Consider the following 22,010-nt stretch of genomic DNA (forward strand, 5'->3'; position numbering starts at 1 on the left):
AGGAAATCGGCAGCATGACGGCACCCTTGAGCGAGACGAGGGCCCGGCGGGGATGGAGTATCGCCGTCGTCCTCATCGGCGTCTTCGTCTCCTCGCTGGACCTGTTCATCGTCAACATCGCGTTTCCCGACCTGGCGCAGGCGTTCCCGTCCTCCACCCTGAGCGACCTGTCCTGGGTGCTCAGCGCGTACGCGATCACCTTCGCCGCGCTGCTGGCACCGGCCGGTCGCTGGGCGGACAGGTCCGGCCGCAAACGTGCCTACCTGGCGGGGCTCGTGCTGTTCACGCTGGCGTCCGCCGCCTGTGCGGTGGCCCCGTCGCTGGGCGCGCTCGTGGCCGCGCGTGCGCTCCAGGCCGTCGGCGGCGGTCTGATGCTGCCGAGTTCCCTCGGTCTGCTGCTCCCGTTGTTCCCGCCGGAACGACGCGGCGCGGCGATCGGTCTGTGGTCGGCGATGGGCGGCGCGGCCGCCGCCCTCGGCCCGCCGGTCGGCGGCCTGCTCGTGCAGGCGGGCTGGGAGTGGGTGTTCCTGGTCAACCTGCCCATCGGCGTGGTCACCGTCTTCGTCGGTGTGTGGGCGCTCGACGAGGTCCGCGAGGAGTCCGGCACGTCCCCCGACGTCCTGGGCGCACTGGCCCTCGCGGTGACGGTCGCCGCGCTCGTAGCGGCGACCGTGCAGGGCGAGGACTGGGGCTGGACCAGCGGCCGCGTACTGGGCCTGGCCGCGCTCGGCGCGGTCGGCATCGTCTTCAGTGCGATACGGGCGGTGCGCCACCCCGCCCCGGTCATCGAACCGGCCCTCCTGCGCATCCGCGCCGTCCTGTTGGCCAACATCGCCACCATGCTGTTCTTCGCCGGTTTCGGCGCCATGATCCTCGGCTCGGTGCTGTTCCTCACCGAGGTCTGGGACCACTCGGTGCTGCGCGCCGGGCTGGAGATCGCCCCGGGTCCGCTGATGGCGGCGGTCTGCGCGGTACCCGGCGGTCTGCTGGCCACCAAGTACGGCAATTACCTGGTCGGTTTCGTCGGCAGCCTGTTCTTCGCGGCGGGCGGCGTCCTGTGGGCGACCGCCACTGCGACCGACGCCGCCTATGTGACCACCTTCCTGCCCGCCGGGATCATCGCGGGAATCGGTTCCGGTCTCGCTCTTCCCGCCCTGTCCGGAGCAGCCACCCTCCCGCTGCCCCCCGAGCGTTTCGCGACCGGCACCGCCATGGTCTCCATGTGCCGCCAGATCGGTCTGGCGCTGGGAGCGGCGGTCGTTGCCGCGGTCATGGGTGCCCGTCCCGACCTGGGTTCGTTCCACGCGGCCTGGTTCTTCATGGCGGCCTGCGGCCTGACCGGCGGCCTGGCCCTGCTCGCGATCCGGGACAAGGGCACCACCGGCCCCGCCCCGGCCACCCCCAAACGGCGCAAGGCGCAACACGCCCGCCGTCGTTGACCGGTCCCGGCGGTCCCGCACCCCCCGGTGCGGTCACCGGCCGGTTCCGGCAGTCCCCGCACCCCCCGGTGCGGGGACTGCTAACTTCCGGCGGCCGCCGGGGAGTTCGCACTCCCCGGCCGCCGCTCGTTCAGTCCCGGCCGCGCGCGTGCTTGAAGCGTGCGAGGCCGTCGGCGAGGTCGATCAGCGGGGCCGGATAGTCGAGCGCGGCCCGCAGGTCGTCCGGCAGCCGCCACGGCTCGTGCACCTTCTGCCCCGCCACGTCCGCGAGTTCGGGAACCCAGCGTCGTACGTACTCGCCTCGCGGGTCGTAACGCCTGCCCTGCAGCACGGGGTTGAGGACGCGGTGCGGACGGGTGTCGGTCCCGGTCCCGGCGACCCACTGCCAGTTGAGCTGGTTGTTGGCGATGTCGCCGTCCACCAAGAGCTCCAGGAAGTGCCGGGCGCCGATCCGCCAGTCCACGTACAGCGTCTTGGTCAAAAAGCTCGCCGCGAGCAGCCGCGCCCGGTTGTGCATCCAGCCCTCCCGGCGGAGCTGGCGCATGGCGGCGTCGACGACCGGATAGCCGGTACGGCCCTCCCGCCACGCGGCGATGTCCTCGGCCGCGTCGTCCTCGGTCCGCCAACGGTCGTGCCGGGTGCGGTAGTTGTCCCAGGACGTCGCGGGCCGGGCCGCCAGCACCTGGTGGTGGAAGTCGCGCCAGCACAGTTGGCGTACGAAGGCGTCGGCGCCCGGTCCACCACCGGCCCGGGCCCGATGGACGAGGTCGACCGCGGACACGGCGCCGAAGTGGAGATAGGGCGACAGCCGCGAGGTCGCGTCGCCCGCGAGATCGTCGTGCCCCTCCTCGTAGTGGGACAGGCCGGTGCGGGACCGGACCCACCGCGCGAAGAGGTCACGTCCCGCCGTCTCGCCTCCGGCGGGGAGATCCGGCGAGACTCCCGCCAACTTCTTGCGGCCACTGGGCAGTGCCTCGCCGCGCACCGCACCGGGGACGCGTACGCGGCGCGGGGCCGGGAGGGGCACCCGCTGACTCTCCTGCGACCAGCGCCGGAAGTACGGGGTGAACACGGCGTAGTGGTCGGACCCGGCCGGTGTCACCGCACCCGGGGCGACCGCGGTGACCACGGCATCGTGCACCCTCAACTCCACACCCTGCTCGGCGAGTTCGGCCCGTAGCCGCTCCTCCCGGCGCCGTGCGTATCCGCTGACTCCCGCCGCCAGGTGCACCTCGACGGCCCCGCACTCCGCCGCGACCGCACAGACCTCCCGTACGACCGGACCCTCCCGCACCACGAGCCGTCCGCCGCGATCCCGCAGGGAGGCGTCCAGATCGGCCAGGCAGTCGGCGAGGAAGGCGCACCGGTTGGGCGCGTCGAAGCCCGCCGCGTGGACCGCGGGATCACGGACGAACAGCGGCACCACCTCGTCCGCCGCCGCCAGCGCGGCCCGCAGCGGCGGATGGTCGTGCAGACGCAGATCCGAGGTGAACAGGACGACCGCGACGGTCATGGCGCCACTCCTGGTGGGTGCGGTGCGGGGGGATGAGCGGGTGGGGCGAGGGCGTGTGGGGGACATGAACGTCAACGAATACACGGTGACGGGGTCGCGGGCGTGGAGGCGCCCAGGGAACGGGCGGAGAGGTCCCGGCAGTTGTGACATGCCCCTGGGCGCTACCATGCGGGGCATGGAGTGCTTTGCCGCTTGGCGTACGCGTCACTGAGGGCCGGCTCACCGCCGATCCTTCGGCCGGGAGCGGGCCGACCGATGCCCCTGTTCCGACCGGGTATCAAGCCCTCAGCCCGAAAGGCACACTTCCATGCGCATTCGCGCGTTCAGCCAGCACGACCTGGCGCCGCTCACCGAACTGACCATCGAGACGTTCCGGCCGTTCTACGAGGACTCCTTCCGCCCCTTGGTGGGCGAGGTCGTCTTCTCCAACCAGCACGGCAACTGGCGCGAGGAATACCGCGAGCAGGTCGCGGAGCTCCACGCACCCGAGCGGCACACCTACGTCGCGGTCGCCGAGGCCGAAGACGGCATCGCGGGTTACGTGGCGTGGAGCGTCGACCCGGCTCGCCGCAACGGCAGTGTCACGCTCCTCTCCGTTTCGGCCAGACACCGCCGACACCACCTGGGCACCGCCCTGTGCGAGCACGCCTTCGAAAGGATGCGAGCACTCGGAGCCGAGGTAGTCGAGATCGGTACCGGAGGAGACCCGTTCCACGCACCCGCCAGAGCGCTGTACGAGAGCCTCGGGTGCACCCCGCTCCCCGTCACCGTCTACTACCGGCAGCTCTGAGCCGAGCGGTGTCCGGGGCCGCGAGGGAGTCCAAGGAGTAGTTGCAGCAAGGTAGTTGAGCTGCGGCGGTAGGAGTGCGGTACCTGTTGCCCCGCCACCCGCGCAGGTGGTCCGGCCGGGGATGACCCCGACCGGACCACTCCTCACCCCCGGCTCACCCCCTCCGGCCCCCGCGCAACTCCAGCCGCTCGCCCGGGAATCGCCCGCGGAAGCCCCGGTCGTGCGAGACCACGACCACCGCTCCCGGGTACGCGGCGAGCGCGGTCTCCAGGTCCTCGACCAGGTCGAGCGCGATGTGGTTGGTCGGCTCGTCGAGTACCAGCAGGTCCGCGGGCCGGGTCACCAACATGGCGATCTGCAGCCGTCGTTGCTGCCCGGCGGACAGCGCTGCGACCGGTACGTACAGGTCCTCCTCGCGGAACAGGCCCAGGGCGAGCAGCCGTTCGGCGTACTCGTCCGGCAGTCCGGGCAGCCCCGCCGCGAAGGCGGCGAGCAGCGGGAGCCGCGTGGAGCGTGCGGGCAGTTCCTGGGCCAGGTATCCGATCCGGGCGGGGCGGCGCACCGTGCCCGCGTCCGGTTCGAGGTCGCCCGCGAGGACGCGCAGCAGCGTCGTCTTTCCGGCTCCGTTCTCACCGGTGACCAGCAGGCGCTGCCCGGGTGCGATCGCCAACCGCCCGTCCAGGCACAGTCGTTGACCGACCGTGACCCCGTCGAGTTCCGCCAGCGGACGGTCGGCGGGGTGCTCGCCGCCCGCCGCCGAGAGCGCCGCCGCGAACCGCAGCGGCTCCGGCGGCGCGGGCACCGGGGCGCGCCGGAGCTGGGCCAGCCGCTCCCGGACGGCCCGTACCTGGCCGCCGAGCTTCGCCTCGTGCGAGCGCCGGTGCTTGCCGAAGCCCTGCCCCGGGTCCCGGCCGGTGGTGGCCAGCCGCTTCCCGGCCGCTTCCAGAAGTTCCTCGGTACGGGCCAACTCCGCCAGCCAGTCCGTGTGTTGCTGCTCGGCCCGGCGCCGGGCGGCGGCCTTCGCGGTGCGGTAGCCCGTCCAGCCGTCGCCGTACCGGTGCACCGTGCGCGTGTCGCGGTCGACCTCCAGGATCGTGGTGGCGACGCGCTCCAGGAAGCCGCGGTCGTGGGTGACCGCGACGACCGTGCCACGGTGTGCGCGCAGATGCTCCTCCAGCCAGCGCACCGCGGTGGCGTCGAGGTGGTTGGTCGGTTCGTCGAGCAGGAGCAGTTCGGGGGCGGCGGCCAGTACGCAGGCGAGGGCGAGGCGGGACTGCTCACCGCCGGACAGCGAGCCGAGCACCCGGTCGCGGCCGACTCCGGCGAGCCCGAGTCCGTGCATCGCGGCGTCCACGCGGACGTCCGCCTCGTAGCCGCCGCGTTCCTCGTAGGCGATCAACAGCTCGCCGTACTCGTCGAGTTCCTCCTCGGAGGCCTCGCCGAGCCGTTCTTCGGCGGCACGCAGTCGGCGCTCCATCTCGCGCAGATCGGCGAGTGCCAGGTCGACGGCGTCCCGCACGCTGCGGTCCGGGTCGAGATCGAGGGTCTGGGCGAGATGGCCCGTCCCGCCGGGGAAGCCGACGGTGATCTCCCCGGCGTCCGGCACCTCGGCGGCGGCGAGCAGCCGCAGCAGGGTGGACTTGCCGGAGCCGTTCTCGCCGATGACGGCCGCCCTCTCGCCCGGGCGGACGGTGAAGGAGACCTGATCGAGGACGGTCCGGGTGCCGTAGGTCTTGGTGACGTCCTTGGCGGACAGCTGTGCCACGGCAGTGGGCACAGCGGTATGGGCGCGTTCGCGCATATGACTTTCCCTGAGTGTGCGTGGGTCTACGGGTGGCGGAAACGGCGGCAGTGGCCGTGGCCCGGACTCAGCGGAAGTAGTAGTACGAGAAAGTCATGACGCCACCATAGCAAGACGATGCGTCTCGTCTCACCCTGATTTCCGAAGAACCTGGTGAGGCGCGTCGCCTTGTGTGTGGTGAGGGGGTGGCTGTGCACGTCCCCGGCGGTGGCCGGTCGGCGGCAGGGCTGCGGCCGGGGACGGTTCACCGCCGGGTCGGTGCGGTCAGCGCAGTGGGTCGAGGACCGCGCCGGGGTTGAGGATTCCCGCCGGGTCGAGGGTCGCCTTGCCCGCGCGCAGGGCGGCGGCGAAGAGGTCGGGGCGCTGCCGGTCGTACCAGGGCCGGTGGTCGCGCCCCACCGCGTGGTGATGGGTGATGGTGGCCCCGCTCGCGAGCAGTGCCTCGGAGACCGCCGCCTTGATCTCGTCCCACTGCTCGACGGTCTTGCCCCACTCGCCGGCCGCGTAGATGCCGAAGTACGGCGCCGGGCCGTCCGGGTAGACATGGGTGAACCGGCAGGTCACCACCCCCCTGGCGCCGACCTGGCGCAGGGCATCGCGGGCGGCGTCGTCGACGGCCGCGCGCAGGGTGTCGAAGCGGTCCCAGGTGCAGGCGGTCTCGAAGGTCTCCACGATCATGCCCTGGGCCGCCAGCACGTCCCGCTGGTAGGGCATGCGGACGAAGGCGGAGCGCCAGGTGTCGGCCGCACCGGTACGCGCCGCCTGTTCCGCGCTGTCGGTGTAGCGGGGCGGCTCGGGCAGCGTGCCGCCGTGGTCGCGGCACAGTTCGAGCGCGCGGTCCATCCGGGCCGTGACGGGGTGATCGGCCGATTCGAAGCCCAGTACCAGGACGGCGGTCGGGGAGCCCGCGTTGATCAGGGCCTCCATCGGGTCCAGGAGACGGCAGTTGGCCGGGTCCAGCCCGGACTGCGACAGCGCGCGCACCGCCCGGACACCCGCGTCGTGGTCCGCGAACGCCACCGAGGCGCCCGCCCGCCACCGCGGCCGGTCCTGGAGGCGGACCCAGGCCTGGGTGATGACGCCGAGCGACCCCTCGGAGCCGAGGAACATCCGGTCGGGCGACGGGCCCGCGCCCGAGCCCGGGAGCCTGCGGGTCTCCAAGGTGCCGGACGGTGTGACGACGCGCAGCGACTCGGTGAGGTCGTCGATATGGGTCAGGCGCGTGGCGAAATGGCCCCCGGCCCGGGTCGCGAGCCAGCCGCCGAGGCTGGAGAACTCGAAGGACTGGGGGAAGAAGCGCAGCGTGTAGCCCCTGGGCCGCAACTGCTCCTCCAGGTGCGGGCCGAGGACCCCGGCCTGGACGAGCGCGGCCCGGCTGGTCGGGTCGACCTCCAGGACCCGGTTCATCGCGGTGAGGTCGAGACTGACCACGCCCGCGTACGCGCCGCCCACCCGTGGCTCGACGCCGCCCACCACCGAAGAGCCGCCGCCGAACGGGACGACAGCGATGTTCGCCTCGGTGCACCAGTCCAGTACGTGGACGACCTGCGCCTCGGACGTCGGGCGTGCGACCAGATCGGGCACGTGGGGCAGTTTGCCGAGAAGTGCGCGTACGACATCGCGGAAGGCCTGCCCGTGACTGTGCGCGAGCCGGTCACGTACGTCCTCGGAGAGAATCGGTGCCAGGGCCGACGGCGCCGCGACCCTGCTCGCACCCACACCGAACGCCTCGATGGGCGGAGCCTCGTGCACGGTCGGGTCGGCGCACGGCAGCAACTGCGCGGTGCGCCGGGTGAGTTCGTCGCGCTCGGCGCCGGTCACCGCGTCCTCGACGTTTCCCCATCCCCACCACGAGCGTGTCTTGCCGCTCATCGCCGCACCACCTATCTGAACGTGGGGTAAGTTACCTGGCGGTCAGATTGGCATAGGGTGGCGCCATGGGCAAGCAGGAGTCGGGCACGCGCGGGGCGGGCACCAGAAGCGGGGTGGGCACCAAGGGGATGCCCCGCAAGGAGCGGGAGCAGCTGATCCTCGACGCGGCGGCCGAGGAGTTCGGTCACAAGGGCCACGCACGCGGCTCGACCGCCGTCGTGGCGGCGCTCGCGGGGATCACCAAGCCGCTGATCTACGAGTACTTCGGGTCCAAGGACGGCCTCTACCTGGCCTGCCTGGAGCGTGCCGGATCCCGCCTGGTGGAAGCGGTCGGCTCCGCGGCGGAGGGGCCCGCCGACCTCACGCACGCCGCGCGCACCATGGCGGCGATCTTCCGGGCGCTGGAGTCCCGCCCGCACGACTGGGAACTCGTCTACGACTCGACCCTGCCCGCCGACACGGAACTCGGTGCCGCGGCCGCCGTCTACCGGCGGGAACTCAACCGCCTCGGCGCGGTGGGCGTCGCCGCGTTCCTCGGCGGATCCCGCGCCGCCGACCCCCGCGCCGACCCTCTCGACGCGGACTTCGCCACGCACCTCTGGTACGGCACGGTGAGCGCCGCGGTCGCCTGGTGGCGGCATCACCCCGAGCAGACCGCCGCCGAGATGACCGCGCGCTTCGGGCGGGTCTTCGCTGTGCTTCAACCGGGGCTGGGGTTGGGGCGGGAGCCCGGGGAGGGGTAGCGGTCGGTGTCGGTGTCGGTGTCGGTGTCGGTGTCGCTGTCTGCGTCTGCGTCTGCGTCTGCGTCTGCGTCTGCGTCCGCGTCTGCGTCTGCGTCCGCGTCTGGGTCTGTGTCTGCGGTGGCGACGGCTGAGTCGCGGGCCGCGCGCCGAAGCGGCCGTCGAGCTTCCTGCCCTGCCAACGGCGGGTGGTGCGCGCGGAGTTGTGGCGTTCCTCCGCGCGCACCACGGCCGGTCAGTGCTGGCTGACCTCGTCGGTGCCCGGACCGCCGGAGAGGGTGTCCTTGCCCTCGCCGCCGCGCAGGACGTCGTCGCCGCTGTTGCCGTAGAGCGTGTCGGCGCCCGCGTCGCCGTACAGGCGGTCGTTGTCCTTGCCGCCGTAGAGCGTGTCGTTGCCGTCGCGCCCGTGCAGGACGTCGTTGCCCTCGTCGCCGTAGAGGTGGTTCTCCTGCCACTCGGGGTAGTCGGGGTCCTGGACGCCGCCGCCGGTCAGCGAGTCGTTCCCGGCGCCGCCGTGGCACTCGTACGAGCAGTCGGTGAGGGTGTCGTCGCCGTTGCCGCCGTAGGAGCCGATGCCCCAGATTCCGCCGCCGCCCTGGATGCGGTCGTTGCCGTCCTCGCCGTGCATGACGACCGAGGCGTTGCCCGTCAGAACGTCGTTGCCCGCGCCGCCGCGGATGGTGGCGTAGGCGCTGTCCTTCGGGTTGACGGAGAAGGTGTCGTCGCGGTCACCGAGGTTGACGCGGTAGTTGTCCGAGTCATCGGAGTTCTCCGGGATGTGCACCCGGCACTCGACGACCTTGTGGTCGGACGCGGAGGGGTAGGTGCACTCCCGGGCCTTGGCGTCGATGTTGTTGCGGTCGCGGAAGGTGAGGACGTACTCGGAGTCGTTGGGCCCGTTCTCCACGACCCGGGCGGACACGGTGAGTTCGTTCACCTGGCCGGGAGCGGCGACGAACGTGAGCTCGGCGTCCTCCCACACCATCTCGGCCGCGGCCGGAGCGGCCTGGGCCGCGGGCGCCGCCAGGGCGGCACCGCCGAGGATGAGGGCAAGAGCGCCGGTGGCGGCGGCGACGGAGCGGTACGAGGGATATGTGCGCATGCGGAAGTAGCCCTTCGGAAACGGTAAGCGTGGTCGTGGTCGCAAGGGCGGCGCGCTGTGTGAAGTCGCGGCCGTCACTGTCGATGTCGCTGTCGAATGCGGTGCGTTCGGTCGACGCCTCGTCGTGCCGGACACGTCGGCGCCGGGTGTGGGGTGTCTGTTGCACCACACACTTATGTGACGTTCGGGCCAAGGGTCTCGGTTGGTACCGGAACGCGCCATAAGTTTCGACCGATTCGGCGCATTCATGCCGCAACCATCGATGCGGGCTGCACGCACCGCCGCCGAACGGGCCGTGGCGCTCCGCTGGTTAGCCCCCTCCGGTACCCGGGAGAGCCGCTGGTTTCGGACCTGGCGACAGAAGTTCACCCTTGCTGGGTTCGGCGCGGCCGCGCCCGAGTCGAGTCCTGTCGTTACTTGCCTCAGGGTGAGACCAGGAAACTCCCTGACCGCGCCTGCGCCTGGTAACAGCCCGGCAAGGGTTCACGGTCAGGGAGGTCGGTCCTGGCATGCCGGCGCGAGCGGCTGTCGTTCGCCGGTGCAGGTGAGGGAATGTCAGTCCGAGGGGCGGGGAGTCCCGTAAAGGGCTTCTATTTCTTCGGCGTACTTCTCGTTGATCGGCTTTCGCTTGAGCTTCAGCGTTGGCGTGAGCTCGTCGCCTCCGGGCTCCCAGTACACCGGCAGAACTGCGAACTGCTTGATCTGCTCGACCCTGGACAGCTTGGCGTTCGCCTCGTGCACCGCCGCTTCCACCGCGGCTCGTACGCGGGGATGAGCGGAGAGGGCTGCGGGCGAGGAGTCCGTGATGCCGTGCTGGACGGTGAACTCGCCCATCACGTCCGGGTCCAGTGTGACCAGGGCGGTCACGTACGGGCGGCGGTCACCTATCGCGATCACGGAGGCGGCGAGCGGGCAGGAGACCCGGAGCGCGTTCTCGATGTTGGAGGGCGACATGTTCTTGCCCGCCGAGTTGATGATCAGCTCCTTCTTGCGGTCGACGATGCGCACGAAGCCGTCGCGGTCGATGGTCGCGATGTCTCCCGTGCGCAGCCAGCCGTCCGGGCCGACAGTTTCTGTCGTCTTCTCGGGATCGCGTCGGTAACCCTTCATCACCACGGCTCCGCGGGCCAGCAGTTCGCCGTCCTCGGCGAGGCGGAGTTCCACACCCGGCAATGCCCGGCCGACGGTGCCGGGGCGGATGTCGCCGGGGAGGTTCATGGTGGCGATGGCCGACAACTCGGACATGCCCCAGCCTTCGAGCAGCGGGATGCCGATGGCCAGGAAGAACTCCAGGGCTTCCTGGGCGATCGGCGCGGCCCCTGTGCCCGGGGCGACGGCCCGGTCCAGCCCGATGCGCGTGCGCAGCCCGGACAGGACCAGTCGCTCGGCGAGTGCGTGCTGAGCGCGGAGCAGGGGCGAGGGGCGGCGGCCGTCGAGTAGGTTCCGGGTTGCTTTCCTGCCCGTGCTCAACGCCCAGCGGGCGATGCGGCCGCGGAGGCGGCCTTCCGCGGCCACCGCGTTCTCGACGGCGGTCCTGACCTTGTACCAGAACATGGGGACGCCGAGAAAGACGGTGGGGTGGACCTCGCCGAGGACGTCGATCACCGTCCTGATATCGCGGACCGTCGTGATGGACGAGCCCGTGACCATCGCGAGGTAGTGCGAGAAGTACCGGTTCGCCAGATGAGCGTCCGGGAGGTAGGAGATGAGCCTGCCGCCCATGACCAGCTCGGACAGTTCGGGCAGGTGGGCGACCGAGGCCAGGTTCGCCAGGATGTTGGCGTGGGTGAGTTCGACCCCCTTGGGGGGTCCGGTCGTGCCGGACGTGTAGATGAGAGTGAGAACGTCTTCCCTGCCCACGCGACGCCAGGCCGCGTCGAAGTCGAAGTCGGCGTCGCCGCCTTCCTCTACCTCATCCAGCGTGAGGGTGCCTTCCACATCGTCGTCCACGCAGACGATGCGCTCCGGTGAGCCGGGCCCATCGGGCAGACGCGGGAGGAACTGCCTTTCGCACACCGCGACCTGGCTCCCGGAGTTGGACAGGATGTAGGCGATCTGCTCGGGTGTGCTGGTGTTGTAGACGGAGAAGGCGACGGCACCGAGGTGGAACAACGCCGCGTCCACCAAATGGAACTCGGGACGGTTGGTCATCATCAACGCGACCGTGTCCCCGCGTTTCACCCCGAGCGCGGCGAATCCGGCGGTGATGCTACGGACGCGGCGCCCGTACTCGGCCCAGGTGAGTGCGAGCAGGCCGTCCGACGAGCGGACCGCCACTGAGTCGGGTACGGAGGAGACGGTGTCCTGGAAGATCTCCGCCAGACTCGACGCCTCCACGAGCAGGCGCCTCATGCGGGCGGCGTTCAGAGTGTTGCTCATGAGTGGTCCTCCTGGTCTCCTGTGCGCTGCCCGCAGCTCTCACCTGCAAGGCACCCGGTCCGCCGGGTGATCGGCGACCGGGCGCGCTCCCGCTCCCGCCGGTTGTCCTGCCGGGGTTCAGCCGAAGTGGGGGCTGGGGACTCGTCGTGGTAGTCCGGGTGACGGTGGCGATCGTTTCGCACCCGGCGAGTACGAAGCGGGGGCTCGGGAAACCGATGAGCGCCGTGCCGAGGGCGGTGCGCTCCTTGCTCGGTGCAGTTCAGAGCCCACTCGACGGCCTTCGACAGAACCGGCCCCGGTCCAGTCCTGCAGAGCCAGGTGCTCCCGCGTCGCCCGGCGCGGCTGCCTGCCCATCGTGTGCTCCGTTCCGCTGTGGTGTGCCCTCGTGCGGATTCATCCTCGAAGAGCACACGGCCCGACCGCGATGACCGGAGCGCACACACTCCGGGACCGGAGCGCTCATCGGCCCGGTGGGTCAGTCGCGCGAGGTGCCGTCGGAGCGGTAGTCGCCGAGGTTCGAGCCGGTCCAGCGGCGGAAGGCCCGCCGCAGGGCGCTGGCCTCGGAGTAGCCGAGCCGGGTCGCCAGGTCCTCGACCGGTTCGGTGCCGCGCACCATGCTCGCGATCGCGGCGTCCCGCAGGATCTCCTCCTTGATCGCGCTCATGGAGGTGCCCTCGTCCCGCAGTAGGCGGCGCAGGTGCTGAAGGCTCATTCCGAGCCGGTGTGCCATGTCCTCCGGGTTCGGCCAGCTCCCCTGCAGACCCTGCTCCAGGATCTTGCGGACCTGGTCGGAGGTGCTGGAGCCGTAGTCGCGGGTGTGGAAGAGCTCGAAGGGGGAGTCCCGGACGTAGCGGGCCAGATCCGCCTCGTCCCGCACCACCGGAGCGACGAGCAGTGCGCTGTCGAAGCCGAGGGCCGCCACGGGGGCGTCGAAGACCGGGATCCGGCCGAACACCTTGTCGTAGTCGGCTGCGTACCGCGGCTCGGGGTAAGGCATTTCCAGCACCTGCAGCGGGATGCGCCTGCCGATGAGCCAGCCGGCGACCCGGTGCAGCATGGAGAGGACGAGTTCGCCACCCAGGTGCTCCGGATCGTCCAGATCGCTGAGGTCGACCTCCACCCTGGTGATCGGCCGGCCGTGCAGCACCCGGCCGGAAGGTACACCCGGCAGGGCATTGGTGGCGTGCTCGAAGCGGGACAGCACACCGCGCAGGTCGGCCGCGTGTACCAGCAAGGTGCCCACCATGCGGAACGTGCCGCGGGGCACGGGTGCACGGCCGAGGCCCCACAGCTCGTCGTCGGTCAGCTCCCACAGGGCCTGGGTGGCCCGGGCCATCTGCGCAGCGGTGACACGGGCCAGGGGGTTGCCCGCAACGTCCGGTGGAATACCCGCGTCCCGCAGCAGCGGACGGACATCCTGGCCGCGGGCCTCTGCATACCTCAGCAGCCGCTGCACGAAGTGGATGGGCACGGTCTGGCTCGCCATGGCTGATGACCGTACAAGATCCGATGCGCGCCACGGTCCCGAACCTCGCGAGCCCCGGTCATTCAGCGTGCTGCCGACAGCTGCCTAGCGTGAGCGGGATCAGTTCCGCGCCTTCAGTCCCGCCAACATCGCGCCGATGGTGGTCTACCTGGCCTCGGAGAAGTGCCCCTTCACCGGAAGCGTCTTCGCTGTCCAGGGCGGTGCCGTCGCGCTGATGGATGGCTGGACGGCGGCGGGAACGGCGGCGACGGAGGGTCCCTGGGAATCCGCCGAACTCACCGGACGACTCGACGCCTGGGCCTGAGGGACTGTTGTCGGCGCCCCGTGCGGGGCCGGCGAAACCCATACGGTCGTAGGTATTGCCAATCATTGGTGCAGCAATTCATTGTGTTGCCTGCAGATCTGACGCCGCTGCCGCCACGGCACGAACTCGCCGCAGTCCTCGGGCCTTTGCGGCGGTCCTCTCAGCAGGACGACCGATCCCCCCACCGCCGCAGATCGCCCTGAACGGACCGGGACCGAGCCGGTCAGGGATTCGGCGGAGGCGAGGACTGCGAACCCGCCAACCGACCCGTTTCACAGGGAGCCGCACATGAGCCGCATCACCTCACTCGCCACTCGCGCCGCCGCCGTGGGGACTGCCCTTGCCGCTCTGTGCGGCGTCGGCATCGGCACCGCACAGGCGGAAACCACGCCCGCCAAGACCTATCCCGTCGGAGGCGTGCTCACGGCCCTGCGGAACTATGCCCTGACGCCGGGGCAGGTGGCCGGTGCCAACGACTGGTCATGCAAGCCGAGCAAGGAGCACCCCAACCCGGTGGTCCTCGCCCACGGCACCTTCTTCAACCTCGGCTCCAACTGGGCGGCCATCGCGCCCACTCTGGCCAACCAGGGCTACTGCGTCTACGCCCTCAACTACGGCATGGACCCGGTGATCTCACTGAACCGGATCGGCGGACTCACCGCGACCGAGGAGTCCGGTCGGCAGCTGCAGACCTTCGTCGACAAGGTCCTCGCCTCGACCGGCGCCCGGAAGGTCGACGTCGTCGGCCACTCCCAGGGCGGAGTACTCGCCAACTACTACATCAAGCGCCTGGGCGGAGCCGCCAAGGTGCGCACGTACATCGGCATGGCCCCCAACAACCACGGCACCACGTTCAGCGGGCTGTCCACGCTGGCCGACAAGCTCGGCGTACTCGGCCTGGTCCGTGGCGTGCTCGACCTGGCACGCATGCCCGGCGTCAAGGACCAGCTGAACGACTCCGACTTCATCAAGGACCTGTCCTCCGACCCCGACACCGTCCCCGGCGTGCGCTACGCGGTGATCGCGACCCGGTACGACAAAGTCGTCACTCCCTACCAGAGCCAGTTCCTCGACGGGCCCGGGGTCGAGAACATCACGATCCAGGACCAGTGCCCCTCTGACCCGGTGGGCCACATCGGCCTGTTCAACGACGGCCCGACGATCCAGAACGTCCTCAACATCCTCGGTCCCGACAAGGCCGACTTCCAGCCCGACTGCGAGGACTACGGCCTGCCGCTCTGACCTCTGTGAGCTGAGCTGTGAAAGGTCCCGGACCCGTCCGCGTCGGCGGGCGGATCCGGGGCGCGGGACGCCGAGCCGACCCCGGCATCGGTGCTTCTCCCGGGCGAAGGACCCCTAGGAGCTGTTCGGGGTTCGGATCATGTGGTGGAGGTGAGGTACTTCAACCACATGATTGAGCCTCGTAGATGGAGTCCGGCTTCGTAATTCTCTGGGGCTTTGTCGTAGCGGGTGGCCAGACCGCGCCAGGTCTTGAGTTTCTGGAAGCAGCGCTCGACGGTGTTGCGCTGCTTGTAGCGCTCTGGGTCGAAGGTGACAGGCCGGCCACCGGCCGACCCCTTCTTCCTTCGGTTGGCCTGCTGGTCAGCCTTCTCAGGGATCACCGCGGTGATGTGCCGACGGCGCAGATAGGCCCGGTTCGCCTTCGACGAGTACGCCTTGTCCGCGGCCACCGACCGGGGGCGGGTGCGGGGCCTGCCCGCCGGTCCGGGCACCCGGATCTTGTTCAGGAGTGTCGGCAACTGCGGACAGTCCCCGGCCTGGCCGGCAGTGAGGACGAACGCCAGCGGCAGGCCCCGGGCATCGACAGCGGCGTGGATCTTGCTGCTTAACCCGCCGCGGGACCGGCCGAGTCCGGCCGCCTTGGCCCGGGCCCTGGTGCGGCGGCGTGCGCGAGCACGGTCCTGGCCCGGCGGCGTGTCCGCACCGGTCGCGGACGGGCGCGCACCACCCTCCACACCGGCGGCTGATCGTCCAGCGGAGCCCCCTTTTCCTCGGTCAGCGCCTGCTCCAGCGCATCCAGGGTCTCCCCGGCGACCGCCAGGCCCGCTGCTTCGTGGTGAGCCCGCACGATGGTGGAGTCCACGCTGACCAGCTCAAGCCCGACCTGCCCGCGCATGCTGGCCTCAGCGATGAGAGCTTCCATCAACACCTGGAACACCCCTGCTTTGGCCCAGGCATTGAAACGGGAGTAGACCGTGGACCAGGGGCCGTAGCGTTCTGGCACGTCACGCCAGCCCGACCCGGTGCGGAACCGCCACAACACCCCGTTGAACTGGTCCCGTACCCGACGCGGCAGCGGCCCGGAAGCGGCCACCGGCAGGTGTGGTTCCAGCAATGCCCACTCAGCATCCGTCACATCAAAACGTGCCACACGCCGCTTTCTACCAGCCCCGACCAGCACACCACCCGGCCCCACCAAGATCCGAACCCCAAACAGCTCCTAGGGCACCGCCCGGAACGGACCTTCCCCACCAGTGCTGTTGTCCAGAGGAGAGCACGAGACATGAAGAGAACTGCCGTCAGGCAGCTGACCACCGCCGTTGTCGCCGCGCTGGCCGTGACCGTGATGCCGTCAGCCGCTGCCACCGATTCGGCCGGGCCGGCCGCGGCCACGGCGAGCGACCCGTTCTACACCTACGACGGCAGCAAGCCCCTGGCCTCGTACACGCCGGGCGAGGTACTCAAGAAGCGGACGCTGCGGTACCACATCGTGGGTCTGCCGACCCCGGTCAAGGCGACTCAGCTTCTGTACCGCACCACCGACGCCCAGGGCCGCCCCTCCGCCAACGTGACCACCTTGGTGCGCAGCATCAATGGCGACGGCAGCAGGGCCGTGTCGTACCAGTCGTTCTACGACTCCCTCAATCCCGAGGACGGACCCTCCCGCGCCATCGCTGGCGACGTGAGCCTCGGCGGCCTGGTGCCGAACGCCGAGAGCCTCTTCCTGATTCCGCTGCTGTCCCAGGGCTACAACGTCATCATCCCGGACACCGAGGGCCCGAACGCCGACTTCGCGGCGGGCCCGGAGTACGGCGCCGTCACGCTCGACTCGATCCGGGCCGCGACCGGTTCGGCAGCGGACACCGGCATGAACGCGGACACCAGGGTCGGCCTGATCGGCTACTCCGGCGGTGCCATCGCGACCAGTTGGGCGGCGGCGCGGGCACCCGAGTACGCCCCCGACGTCAACAAGCGGCTGGTCGGCTTCACCGAGGGTGGACTGCTCGTCGACGCGGCGCACAACCTCAAGTACGTGGACGGCTCGGCGGTCTGGTCGGGTGTCATCCCGATGGCGGTCATCGGCGTGTCCCGTTCGTACGGCATCGACATCAGGAAGTACCTGAGCAGCTACGGCCAGCAGGTGTACGACAAGCTGGAGCACGGGTCGATCGCCAACGCCGTGGCTCAGTACCCCGGACTGACCTGGAAGAAGATGGCGAAGCCCGAGTACGCCGACCCGAACTCGGTGCCGGAGTTCGTCCAGGCGGTGAACAAGATCAACCTCGGTTCGGCGGCCACTCCGACCGTGCCCGGGTACATCGCGCAGGGCGATGGGGGCGTCTTCGAAGGTACCTTCAGCAACCTGCCCGGCATCGGCACCGGTGACGGCATCACGATCTCCGGCGACGTGCGGGCGCTCGCCCGGCAGTACTGCTCCACGGGCAACAAGTTGATCAAGTATCAGCAGTACGACCTGCTCAGCCACTTGCCGGCCGCCGCGGCATGGGCGCCCGGAGCGCTCTCCTGGCTGCGTGACCGGTTCGAGGGCAGGAGGGCACCGTCCGACTGCGGGCGCATCCCCGCCGGAAACTCCCTGGAACCCGAGAAGCCGACTGCGGGCTCCTGAGCAGTCGAGGACACGAGGCCCGGCATGAAATTCTCGTGCCGGGCCTCACCGTGCCGGGCTCCTGCGGATCTGCGGCAGCGTGCGCGGTGCGACGGGTCAGTGCCCACCCTGTCCGTTCGGTCCGGTAGTGACAGAACGTGTGTACGTCCTGGGCAAAGCGGGCGGGCGTGCCTACGGCCCACGTGTTCCGGGTCTTCGGAACCGCAGGGGCACGGATTTTGCCTCCCTGTGTCCTCCTGGTGACCGCGCGCAGATGGCGACTGCTGCCCTCGCGCGAGAACCGCCACGAGGAGTGAGACTTGGCGCAGGAGTCCACGTTGGAGTCGTGCAGCCCCGGAGGAGCCCGGAGGAGCAAGGTGACGCGTCCCGCCGACGCCGCCCACGGCCGCACCGCCGCTCTGGACGGCCTCGCTGCCGCCCTCCTCGACGGCCGCGGAAGGATCACCTGGTGGTCGCGGGCCGCGGGGGAGCTGCTCGGCTGGTCCGCCGGCGAGATCTTGGGCAGTCCGGCCCGTGACCTGCTCGCCCCGCAAGGCACCGCTGCGGCCCGGCCACAGCGGGGCGAGCACCGGCGTCCCACACCGCTGCGGCACCGGTCGGGCCGGATCGTGCGCGCCGAAGTCCGGCTGCTGGCGGCCGAGCGGGAGGGCAGCACCCTCGTCGTCGTCGTACCCATCGGTACCGCACGTCCGCGGGACACCGAATCGGCCCCGGCGTCCGCCCCGGCCGACCAGGAGCCCCTGTCCGGCGAGTCCGCGGGTGTCGCCGTGGCGGGCGCGGACGCCGCAGGCCCGCAGGCGGCTCGCCACCGCTTCACCGCGGCCTATCGGGGCGCTGTCGGAATCGGTGGGTCCCTCGACACGGTGCACAGCGCCCAGGAACTCGTCCAGGCCCTGGTACCGGCCCTCGGCGACCTGGCCGCTGTCGATGTCCGCGAGGAGGTGCTGGCGGGCCGCGCTCCGTCCCAGGGATATCCCGGCGTCGACAAAGAGCAGCTGCGCAGAGCTGCCGCCAAGGCCGCCCGGGGAGCGTGGCCCGCCCCGCTGGTCCAGGTCGGCGAGCTCGTGCCGCCACTTCCCGACCGCCCTGAGTACCGGAGCACCGCCGTCGGACAGGAGGTGTTCGCCGAGGACCGGGAGACGGTCCTCGGGTTCCTGGGCGACGATCCCGTGCTGCTCGCCAAGATGATGCCCGTGGACATGCGCAGTGCCCTCGCCTGCTCCATCTACCATCGCGGGCACATCTTCGGGTACGTCCTCGTCTGGCGCACACGCAGCTCCGTCCCCTTCGACGACAGCGACGCGGAGGTACTCAAGGAGTTCTGTGCGCGCTGTGCCCTGGCCATCGACAACGCCCTGCGCTATGTCCGTGAGCAGCGCACCGCCGTCGTACTGCAGCGAAGTCTTCTTCCGGCCGCGGCCACGCAGAGCACCGCGGCGGAGACCGCCGGCATCTATCTCCCGGCCAGTGGCAACGCAAGCGTCGGTGGTGACTGGTTCGATGCGTTCGGGCTCTCGTCACTGCGCCTCGCGCTGGTCGTCGGGGACGTGATCGGCCACGGGCTGCAGGCAACCGCCACCATGGCGCGGCTGCGCACAGCCGTTCAGACTCTCGCCGATCTCGACCTTCCGCCCGACGAACTGCTCACCCACCTGGACGACTTGGTGCAGCGGATGCGGGCAGAGGCCGATGCTCCCGACACCGTCGGGGCCACCTGCCTGTTCGCCGTGTACGACCCGGTGTCCGGGGTGTGCAGGATGGCCAGCGCGGGCCATCCGCCGCCCGCCGTCGTCCTGCCCGACGGCACCGTCAGCCACCCCGAACTGCTCCCGGGCCCTCCCCTCGGAGTCGGGGACAACCCCTTCGAAGTCACCAGTGTCACCCTGCCACCGGGCAGCGTCCTGGCGCTCTTCACGGATGGGCTGCTCGGCCACGACATCGACGCCGGTCTGGCGCGGGTGAGGTCAGATCTGGCCGAGCTGGGGCGGGCGGACGAGCCCCTGCACAGGACAGGCCAGGCCGTCATCGACCGTTGCGCCGCAGCCGCACATCCCGAGGACGACATCACCCTGCTCCTTGCCCGCACTCGGACCGTCCACGCGGCCGACACAGCCGCATGGGAATACCCCGCGGACCCCGCCGCCGTGCAGGACGCCCGCGCCGACACGAGCGCACAGATGACGGCCTGGGGGTTGCACGAGGCTCTGTTCGCCACCGAACTGATCGTCAGCGAACTGGTCACCAATGCGATCCGGTACGCGGGCGGGCCGATCGTCCTGCGTCTCGTCCGCGACCGGGTTCTGGTCTGCGAGGTCTCCGATCCCAGCAACACCCAGCCGCGGCTGCGGCGCGCCCGCAGCACGGACGAAGGCGGCCGTGGCCTCTTCCTCGTCGCCCAGCTCAGCAGCCGCTGGGGCAGCCGGTACGGCCACGCCGGCAAGACCATCTGGACCGAACAGGATCTCGGCTAGGGCCGGTTCGACAACGCAGCAGGACGTAGGAGTCGCAGCCGAGGCGTCCGAGCTTGACGTCCGTAGCCGCAGTCCCGACCCCCATGGCGAAGCAGCGCCTGACCCGGTGGGAGGGGAGCAACGCTGCCCTCGGCGAGCTCGCCGAGCGGTAGTGCCCCGCCCAACGGATCTTCGTTCGGCGGCGGATGCCTGGAGTGGTCCGACCGGTCTCCCGACCCCTGTGGTGAGAACGATGTGAGACGTGGGAGCGTTGGTCGGGTGAGTGAGACGACAACGAAGACCCTGCAGCACCGCTTTGACGGGCCGGACGACGCACCAGTCCTGATCCTGGGCCCCTCTCTCGGTACTACATGGCACATGTGGGACCGCCAGATTCCCGAACTCACCCAGCAGTGGCGGGTGTTCCGGTTCGACCTGCCCGGACACGGCGGCGCACCGGCGCACCCCGGCGACTCCGTCGAGCAGCTCGCCGACCGCCTCCTTGCGACGCTCGACGACCTGGGCGTGCGGCGGTTCGGCTACGCGGGGTGCGCACTCGGTGGTGCGATCGGCACCGACCTCGCGCTGCGCCATCCCGACCGGGTGGCCTGCCTCACCCTGATCGCCTCCTCGCCGAGGTTCGGTACGCCCGACGAGTTCCGGCAGCGCGGCGTGATCGTCCGTACGAACGGGCTGGACCCGATAGCCCGCAGCTCCCCGGACCGCTGGTTCACCCCCGGCTTCGCCGCCAATCAGCCCGCGATCACCGAGTGGGCCGTGCAGATGGTGCGCACCACCGACCCCGGTTGCTACATCGCCGCCTGCGAGGCGCTCGCCACCTTCGACGTACGGGAACAGCTCGGGCGCATCGGTGTGCCAACGCTGGTCCTGGTCGGCTCCGAGGACCAGGTGACCGGACCCGCCGAGGCGCGCACCCTGGTCGCCGGCATACCGGACGCCCGCCTCGCCGTGGTCCCGGGCGCCTCGCACCTGGCACCGGTGGAGCAGCCCGCCGCCGTCACCGACCTGCTCGTACGGCACTTCTCCACGTCCTGGCAGGACTCGGCGGCCGTGCCGCCGGTGCCCCCGGTCAAGCCGGTGCTCACCCCGCCGACCGCACCGCTCGCGGAGATAGCCCCGCTGCCCGACGACGCCTCCTCGGTGGTCCCGGCCGACCTCTACGAGGCGGGGCTCAAGGTGCGCCGCGAGGTCCTCGGCGACGCGCACGTGGAGCGGGCGCTGGCCGAGGCCGACGTCTTCGCGGAGGACTTCCAGCGCCTGATGACCCGCTACGCCTGGGGCGAGGTCTGGAGCCGCCCCGGCCTCGACCGGCGTGCGCGCAGCTGCGTCACGCTCACCGCGCTGGTCGCGGGCGGCCACTGGGAGGACCTGGCCAGCCACACCAGAGCCGCCCTGCGCAACGGCCTCACCCCGGACGAGATCAAGGAAGTCCTGCTCCAGGCCGCCGTCTACTGCGGAATGCCCGCGGCGCACAAGGCCTTTCGCATCGTCCACGAGGTGATCCGCGAGGAGACGACCCCGCGCGAGTGACGTGGCCGCGCGCCGGGGACCGGGGCGCGTATCGCCGGGCCCCGGCCCATGTCCCGTAGCAGGATGAGGACATGAGACTCACCAAGAAGACGCATGCCTGTGTCCGCCTCGAGGGTGAGGGCGGCACCCTCGTCATCGATCCCGGAGCTTTCACCGAAGAGGACGCCGTGCTCGGTGCCGACGCCCTCCTGGTCACGCACGAGCACGCCGACCACTTCGACGAGTCCCGGCTGCGCGCGGCGCTGGAGGCCAACCCCGGCGCCGAGATCTTCACGCTGCGCGCGGTGGCCGACAAGCTCGGCCCCGCCTTCCCCGGTCGGGTCCACACCGTGGGGCACGGCGACACCTTCACGGCGGCGGGCTTCGACGTCCAGGTGCACGGCGAGCTGCACGCGGTGATCCACCCCGACATCCCGCGGATCACCAACATCGGCTTCCTCGTCGACGGTTCGGTGTTCCACCCCGGCGACGCGCTGACCGTTCCGGACCAGCAGGTGGAGACCCTGCTGCTGCCGGTGATGGCGCCGTGGAGCAAGATCTCCGAGGTGATCGACTACGTACGGGAGGTGTGTCCGCGCCGCGCCTTCGACGTGCACGACGCCCTGCTCACCGACCTGGCCCGGCCGATCTACGACCGGCAGATCGGTGAGCTCGCCGAGGCCGACCACCGCAGGCTGGAGCCGGGCGCCTCGGCCGAGGTCTGAGGGGCCGGGCG

Annotated in this window: 15 protein-coding genes and 1 pseudogene; 9 read left to right on the forward strand and 7 right to left on the reverse strand. The window is 70.7% G+C overall.

Annotated features, from left to right (window positions below; translation table 11 throughout):
* Positions 1-14 precede the first annotated feature (14 nt).
* A complete protein-coding gene (locus HUT18_RS30605) occupies positions 15-1,439 on the forward strand; it encodes an MFS transporter (RefSeq protein ID WP_176103753.1) in 1,425 nt (474 codons plus the stop codon).
* 130 nt (positions 1,440-1,569) lie between these two features.
* On the opposite strand, the gene HUT18_RS30610 is transcribed toward HUT18_RS30605, so the two are convergent.
* Positions 1,570-2,952, reverse strand: coding sequence for a deoxyribodipyrimidine photo-lyase (locus HUT18_RS30610; RefSeq protein WP_176103754.1), 1,383 nt, complete (start codon positions 2,950-2,952; stop codon positions 1,570-1,572).
* 307 nt (positions 2,953-3,259) lie between these two features.
* Here HUT18_RS30610 and HUT18_RS30615 point away from each other — a divergent pair, with 307 nt between their 5' ends.
* Complete coding sequence (locus tag HUT18_RS30615) at positions 3,260-3,742, forward strand: GNAT family N-acetyltransferase (RefSeq protein WP_176103755.1); 483 nt, start codon at positions 3,260-3,262, stop codon at positions 3,740-3,742.
* 154 nt (positions 3,743-3,896) lie between these two features.
* Here the strand turns inward: HUT18_RS30615 and abc-f are convergent, their stop codons facing one another.
* Together abc-f and HUT18_RS30625 are read right to left on the reverse strand one after the other, a co-directional pair.
* Positions 3,897-5,543, reverse strand: coding sequence for a ribosomal protection-like ABC-F family protein (gene abc-f / locus HUT18_RS30620; protein WP_176103756.1), 1,647 nt, complete (start codon positions 5,541-5,543; stop codon positions 3,897-3,899).
* A 264-nt stretch (positions 5,544-5,807) separates the two neighbouring features.
* Complete coding sequence (locus HUT18_RS30625) at positions 5,808-7,415, reverse strand: FAD-binding oxidoreductase (protein WP_176103757.1); 1,608 nt, start codon at positions 7,413-7,415, stop codon at positions 5,808-5,810.
* Between the two features lie 65 nt (positions 7,416-7,480).
* Between HUT18_RS30625 and HUT18_RS30630 the strand changes: the two genes are divergently transcribed.
* The gene (locus tag HUT18_RS30630) at positions 7,481-8,158 is read left to right on the forward strand and encodes a TetR/AcrR family transcriptional regulator (protein WP_254878882.1); all 678 of its coding nucleotides are present in this window, start codon (positions 7,481-7,483) and stop codon (positions 8,156-8,158) included.
* A 232-nt stretch (positions 8,159-8,390) separates the two neighbouring features.
* Here the strand turns inward: HUT18_RS30630 and HUT18_RS30635 are convergent, their stop codons facing one another.
* The 3 genes from HUT18_RS30635 to HUT18_RS30645 all read right to left on the reverse strand — a co-directional run bounded on the left by HUT18_RS30635 (position 8,391) and on the right by HUT18_RS30645 (position 13,122).
* On the reverse strand, positions 8,391-9,257 hold the full coding sequence (locus tag HUT18_RS30635; RefSeq protein WP_176103758.1) for a calcium-binding protein: 867 nt from the start codon (positions 9,255-9,257) through the stop codon (positions 8,391-8,393).
* Between the two features lie 555 nt (positions 9,258-9,812).
* Positions 9,813-11,636, reverse strand: coding sequence for a long-chain fatty acid--CoA ligase (locus tag HUT18_RS30640; RefSeq protein ID WP_217710529.1), 1,824 nt, complete (start codon positions 11,634-11,636; stop codon positions 9,813-9,815).
* A gap of 475 nt (positions 11,637-12,111) precedes the next feature.
* Positions 12,112-13,122, reverse strand: coding sequence for an AraC family transcriptional regulator (locus HUT18_RS30645; RefSeq protein ID WP_176103759.1), 1,011 nt, complete (start codon positions 13,120-13,122; stop codon positions 12,112-12,114).
* Positions 13,123-13,258: 136 nt separating this feature from the next.
* Here HUT18_RS30645 and HUT18_RS30650 point away from each other — a divergent pair, with 136 nt between their 5' ends.
* Together HUT18_RS30650 and HUT18_RS30655 are read left to right on the forward strand one after the other, a co-directional pair.
* On the forward strand, positions 13,259-13,426 hold the full coding sequence (locus HUT18_RS30650; RefSeq protein WP_176103760.1) for a hypothetical protein: 168 nt from the start codon (positions 13,259-13,261) through the stop codon (positions 13,424-13,426).
* A 288-nt stretch (positions 13,427-13,714) separates the two neighbouring features.
* Positions 13,715-14,668, forward strand: coding sequence for a triacylglycerol lipase (locus HUT18_RS30655; protein ID WP_176103761.1), 954 nt, complete (start codon positions 13,715-13,717; stop codon positions 14,666-14,668).
* Positions 14,669-14,805: 137 nt separating this feature from the next.
* Here the strand turns inward: HUT18_RS30655 and HUT18_RS30660 are convergent.
* A pseudogene (locus HUT18_RS30660) lies at positions 14,806-15,818 on the reverse strand (IS5 family transposase).
* A gap of 132 nt (positions 15,819-15,950) precedes the next feature.
* Here HUT18_RS30660 and HUT18_RS30665 point away from each other — a divergent pair.
* The 4 genes from HUT18_RS30665 to HUT18_RS30680 all read left to right on the forward strand — a co-directional run bounded on the left by HUT18_RS30665 (position 15,951) and on the right by HUT18_RS30680 (position 21,999).
* The gene (locus HUT18_RS30665) at positions 15,951-17,294 is read left to right on the forward strand and encodes a lipase family protein (RefSeq protein WP_176103762.1); all 1,344 of its coding nucleotides are present in this window, start codon (positions 15,951-15,953) and stop codon (positions 17,292-17,294) included.
* A gap of 356 nt (positions 17,295-17,650) precedes the next feature.
* Entirely contained in the window at positions 17,651-19,765 is a 2,115-nt protein-coding gene (locus HUT18_RS30670) for a SpoIIE family protein phosphatase (protein ID WP_254878883.1), read from the forward strand.
* Positions 19,766-20,023: 258 nt separating this feature from the next.
* Positions 20,024-21,295, forward strand: coding sequence for an alpha/beta fold hydrolase (locus HUT18_RS30675; RefSeq protein WP_176103763.1), 1,272 nt, complete (start codon positions 20,024-20,026; stop codon positions 21,293-21,295).
* A 71-nt stretch (positions 21,296-21,366) separates the two neighbouring features.
* On the forward strand, positions 21,367-21,999 hold the full coding sequence (locus HUT18_RS30680) for an MBL fold metallo-hydrolase (protein ID WP_176103764.1): 633 nt from the start codon (positions 21,367-21,369) through the stop codon (positions 21,997-21,999).
* The last annotated feature ends 11 nt before the right edge of the window (positions 22,000-22,010 follow it).

Origin of the sequence: Streptomyces sp. NA04227, assembly GCF_013364195.1 — a bacterium.
GTDB lineage: Bacteria > Actinomycetota > Actinomycetes > Streptomycetales > Streptomycetaceae > Streptomyces.

Excerpts from the sequence above, each read along its gene's own strand:
- HUT18_RS30605 (WP_176103753.1), top strand. The coding sequence starts at position 15 with ATGACGGCACCCTTGAGCGAGACGAGGGCCCGGCGGGGATGGAGTATC.
- HUT18_RS30625 (WP_176103757.1), bottom strand. The coding sequence starts at position 7,415 with ATGAGCGGCAAGACACGCTCGTGGTGGGGATGGGGAAACGTCGAGGAC.
- abc-f (WP_176103756.1), bottom strand. The coding sequence starts at position 5,543 with ATGCGCGAACGCGCCCATACCGCTGTGCCCACTGCCGTGGCACAGCTG.
- HUT18_RS30645 (WP_176103759.1), bottom strand. The coding sequence starts at position 13,122 with ATGGCGAGCCAGACCGTGCCCATCCACTTCGTGCAGCGGCTGCTGAGG.
- HUT18_RS30615 (WP_176103755.1), top strand. The coding sequence starts at position 3,260 with ATGCGCATTCGCGCGTTCAGCCAGCACGACCTGGCGCCGCTCACCGAA.
- HUT18_RS30640 (WP_217710529.1), bottom strand. The coding sequence starts at position 11,636 with ATGAGCAACACTCTGAACGCCGCCCGCATGAGGCGCCTGCTCGTGGAG.
- HUT18_RS30630 (WP_254878882.1), top strand. The coding sequence starts at position 7,481 with ATGGGCAAGCAGGAGTCGGGCACGCGCGGGGCGGGCACCAGAAGCGGG.
- HUT18_RS30655 (WP_176103761.1), top strand. The coding sequence starts at position 13,715 with ATGAGCCGCATCACCTCACTCGCCACTCGCGCCGCCGCCGTGGGGACT.
- HUT18_RS30665 (WP_176103762.1), top strand. The coding sequence starts at position 15,951 with ATGAAGAGAACTGCCGTCAGGCAGCTGACCACCGCCGTTGTCGCCGCG.
- HUT18_RS30635 (WP_176103758.1), bottom strand. The coding sequence starts at position 9,257 with ATGCGCACATATCCCTCGTACCGCTCCGTCGCCGCCGCCACCGGCGCT.
- HUT18_RS30610 (WP_176103754.1), bottom strand. The coding sequence starts at position 2,952 with ATGACCGTCGCGGTCGTCCTGTTCACCTCGGATCTGCGTCTGCACGAC.
- HUT18_RS30680 (WP_176103764.1), top strand. The coding sequence starts at position 21,367 with ATGAGACTCACCAAGAAGACGCATGCCTGTGTCCGCCTCGAGGGTGAG.
- HUT18_RS30650 (WP_176103760.1), top strand. The coding sequence starts at position 13,259 with ATGGTGGTCTACCTGGCCTCGGAGAAGTGCCCCTTCACCGGAAGCGTC.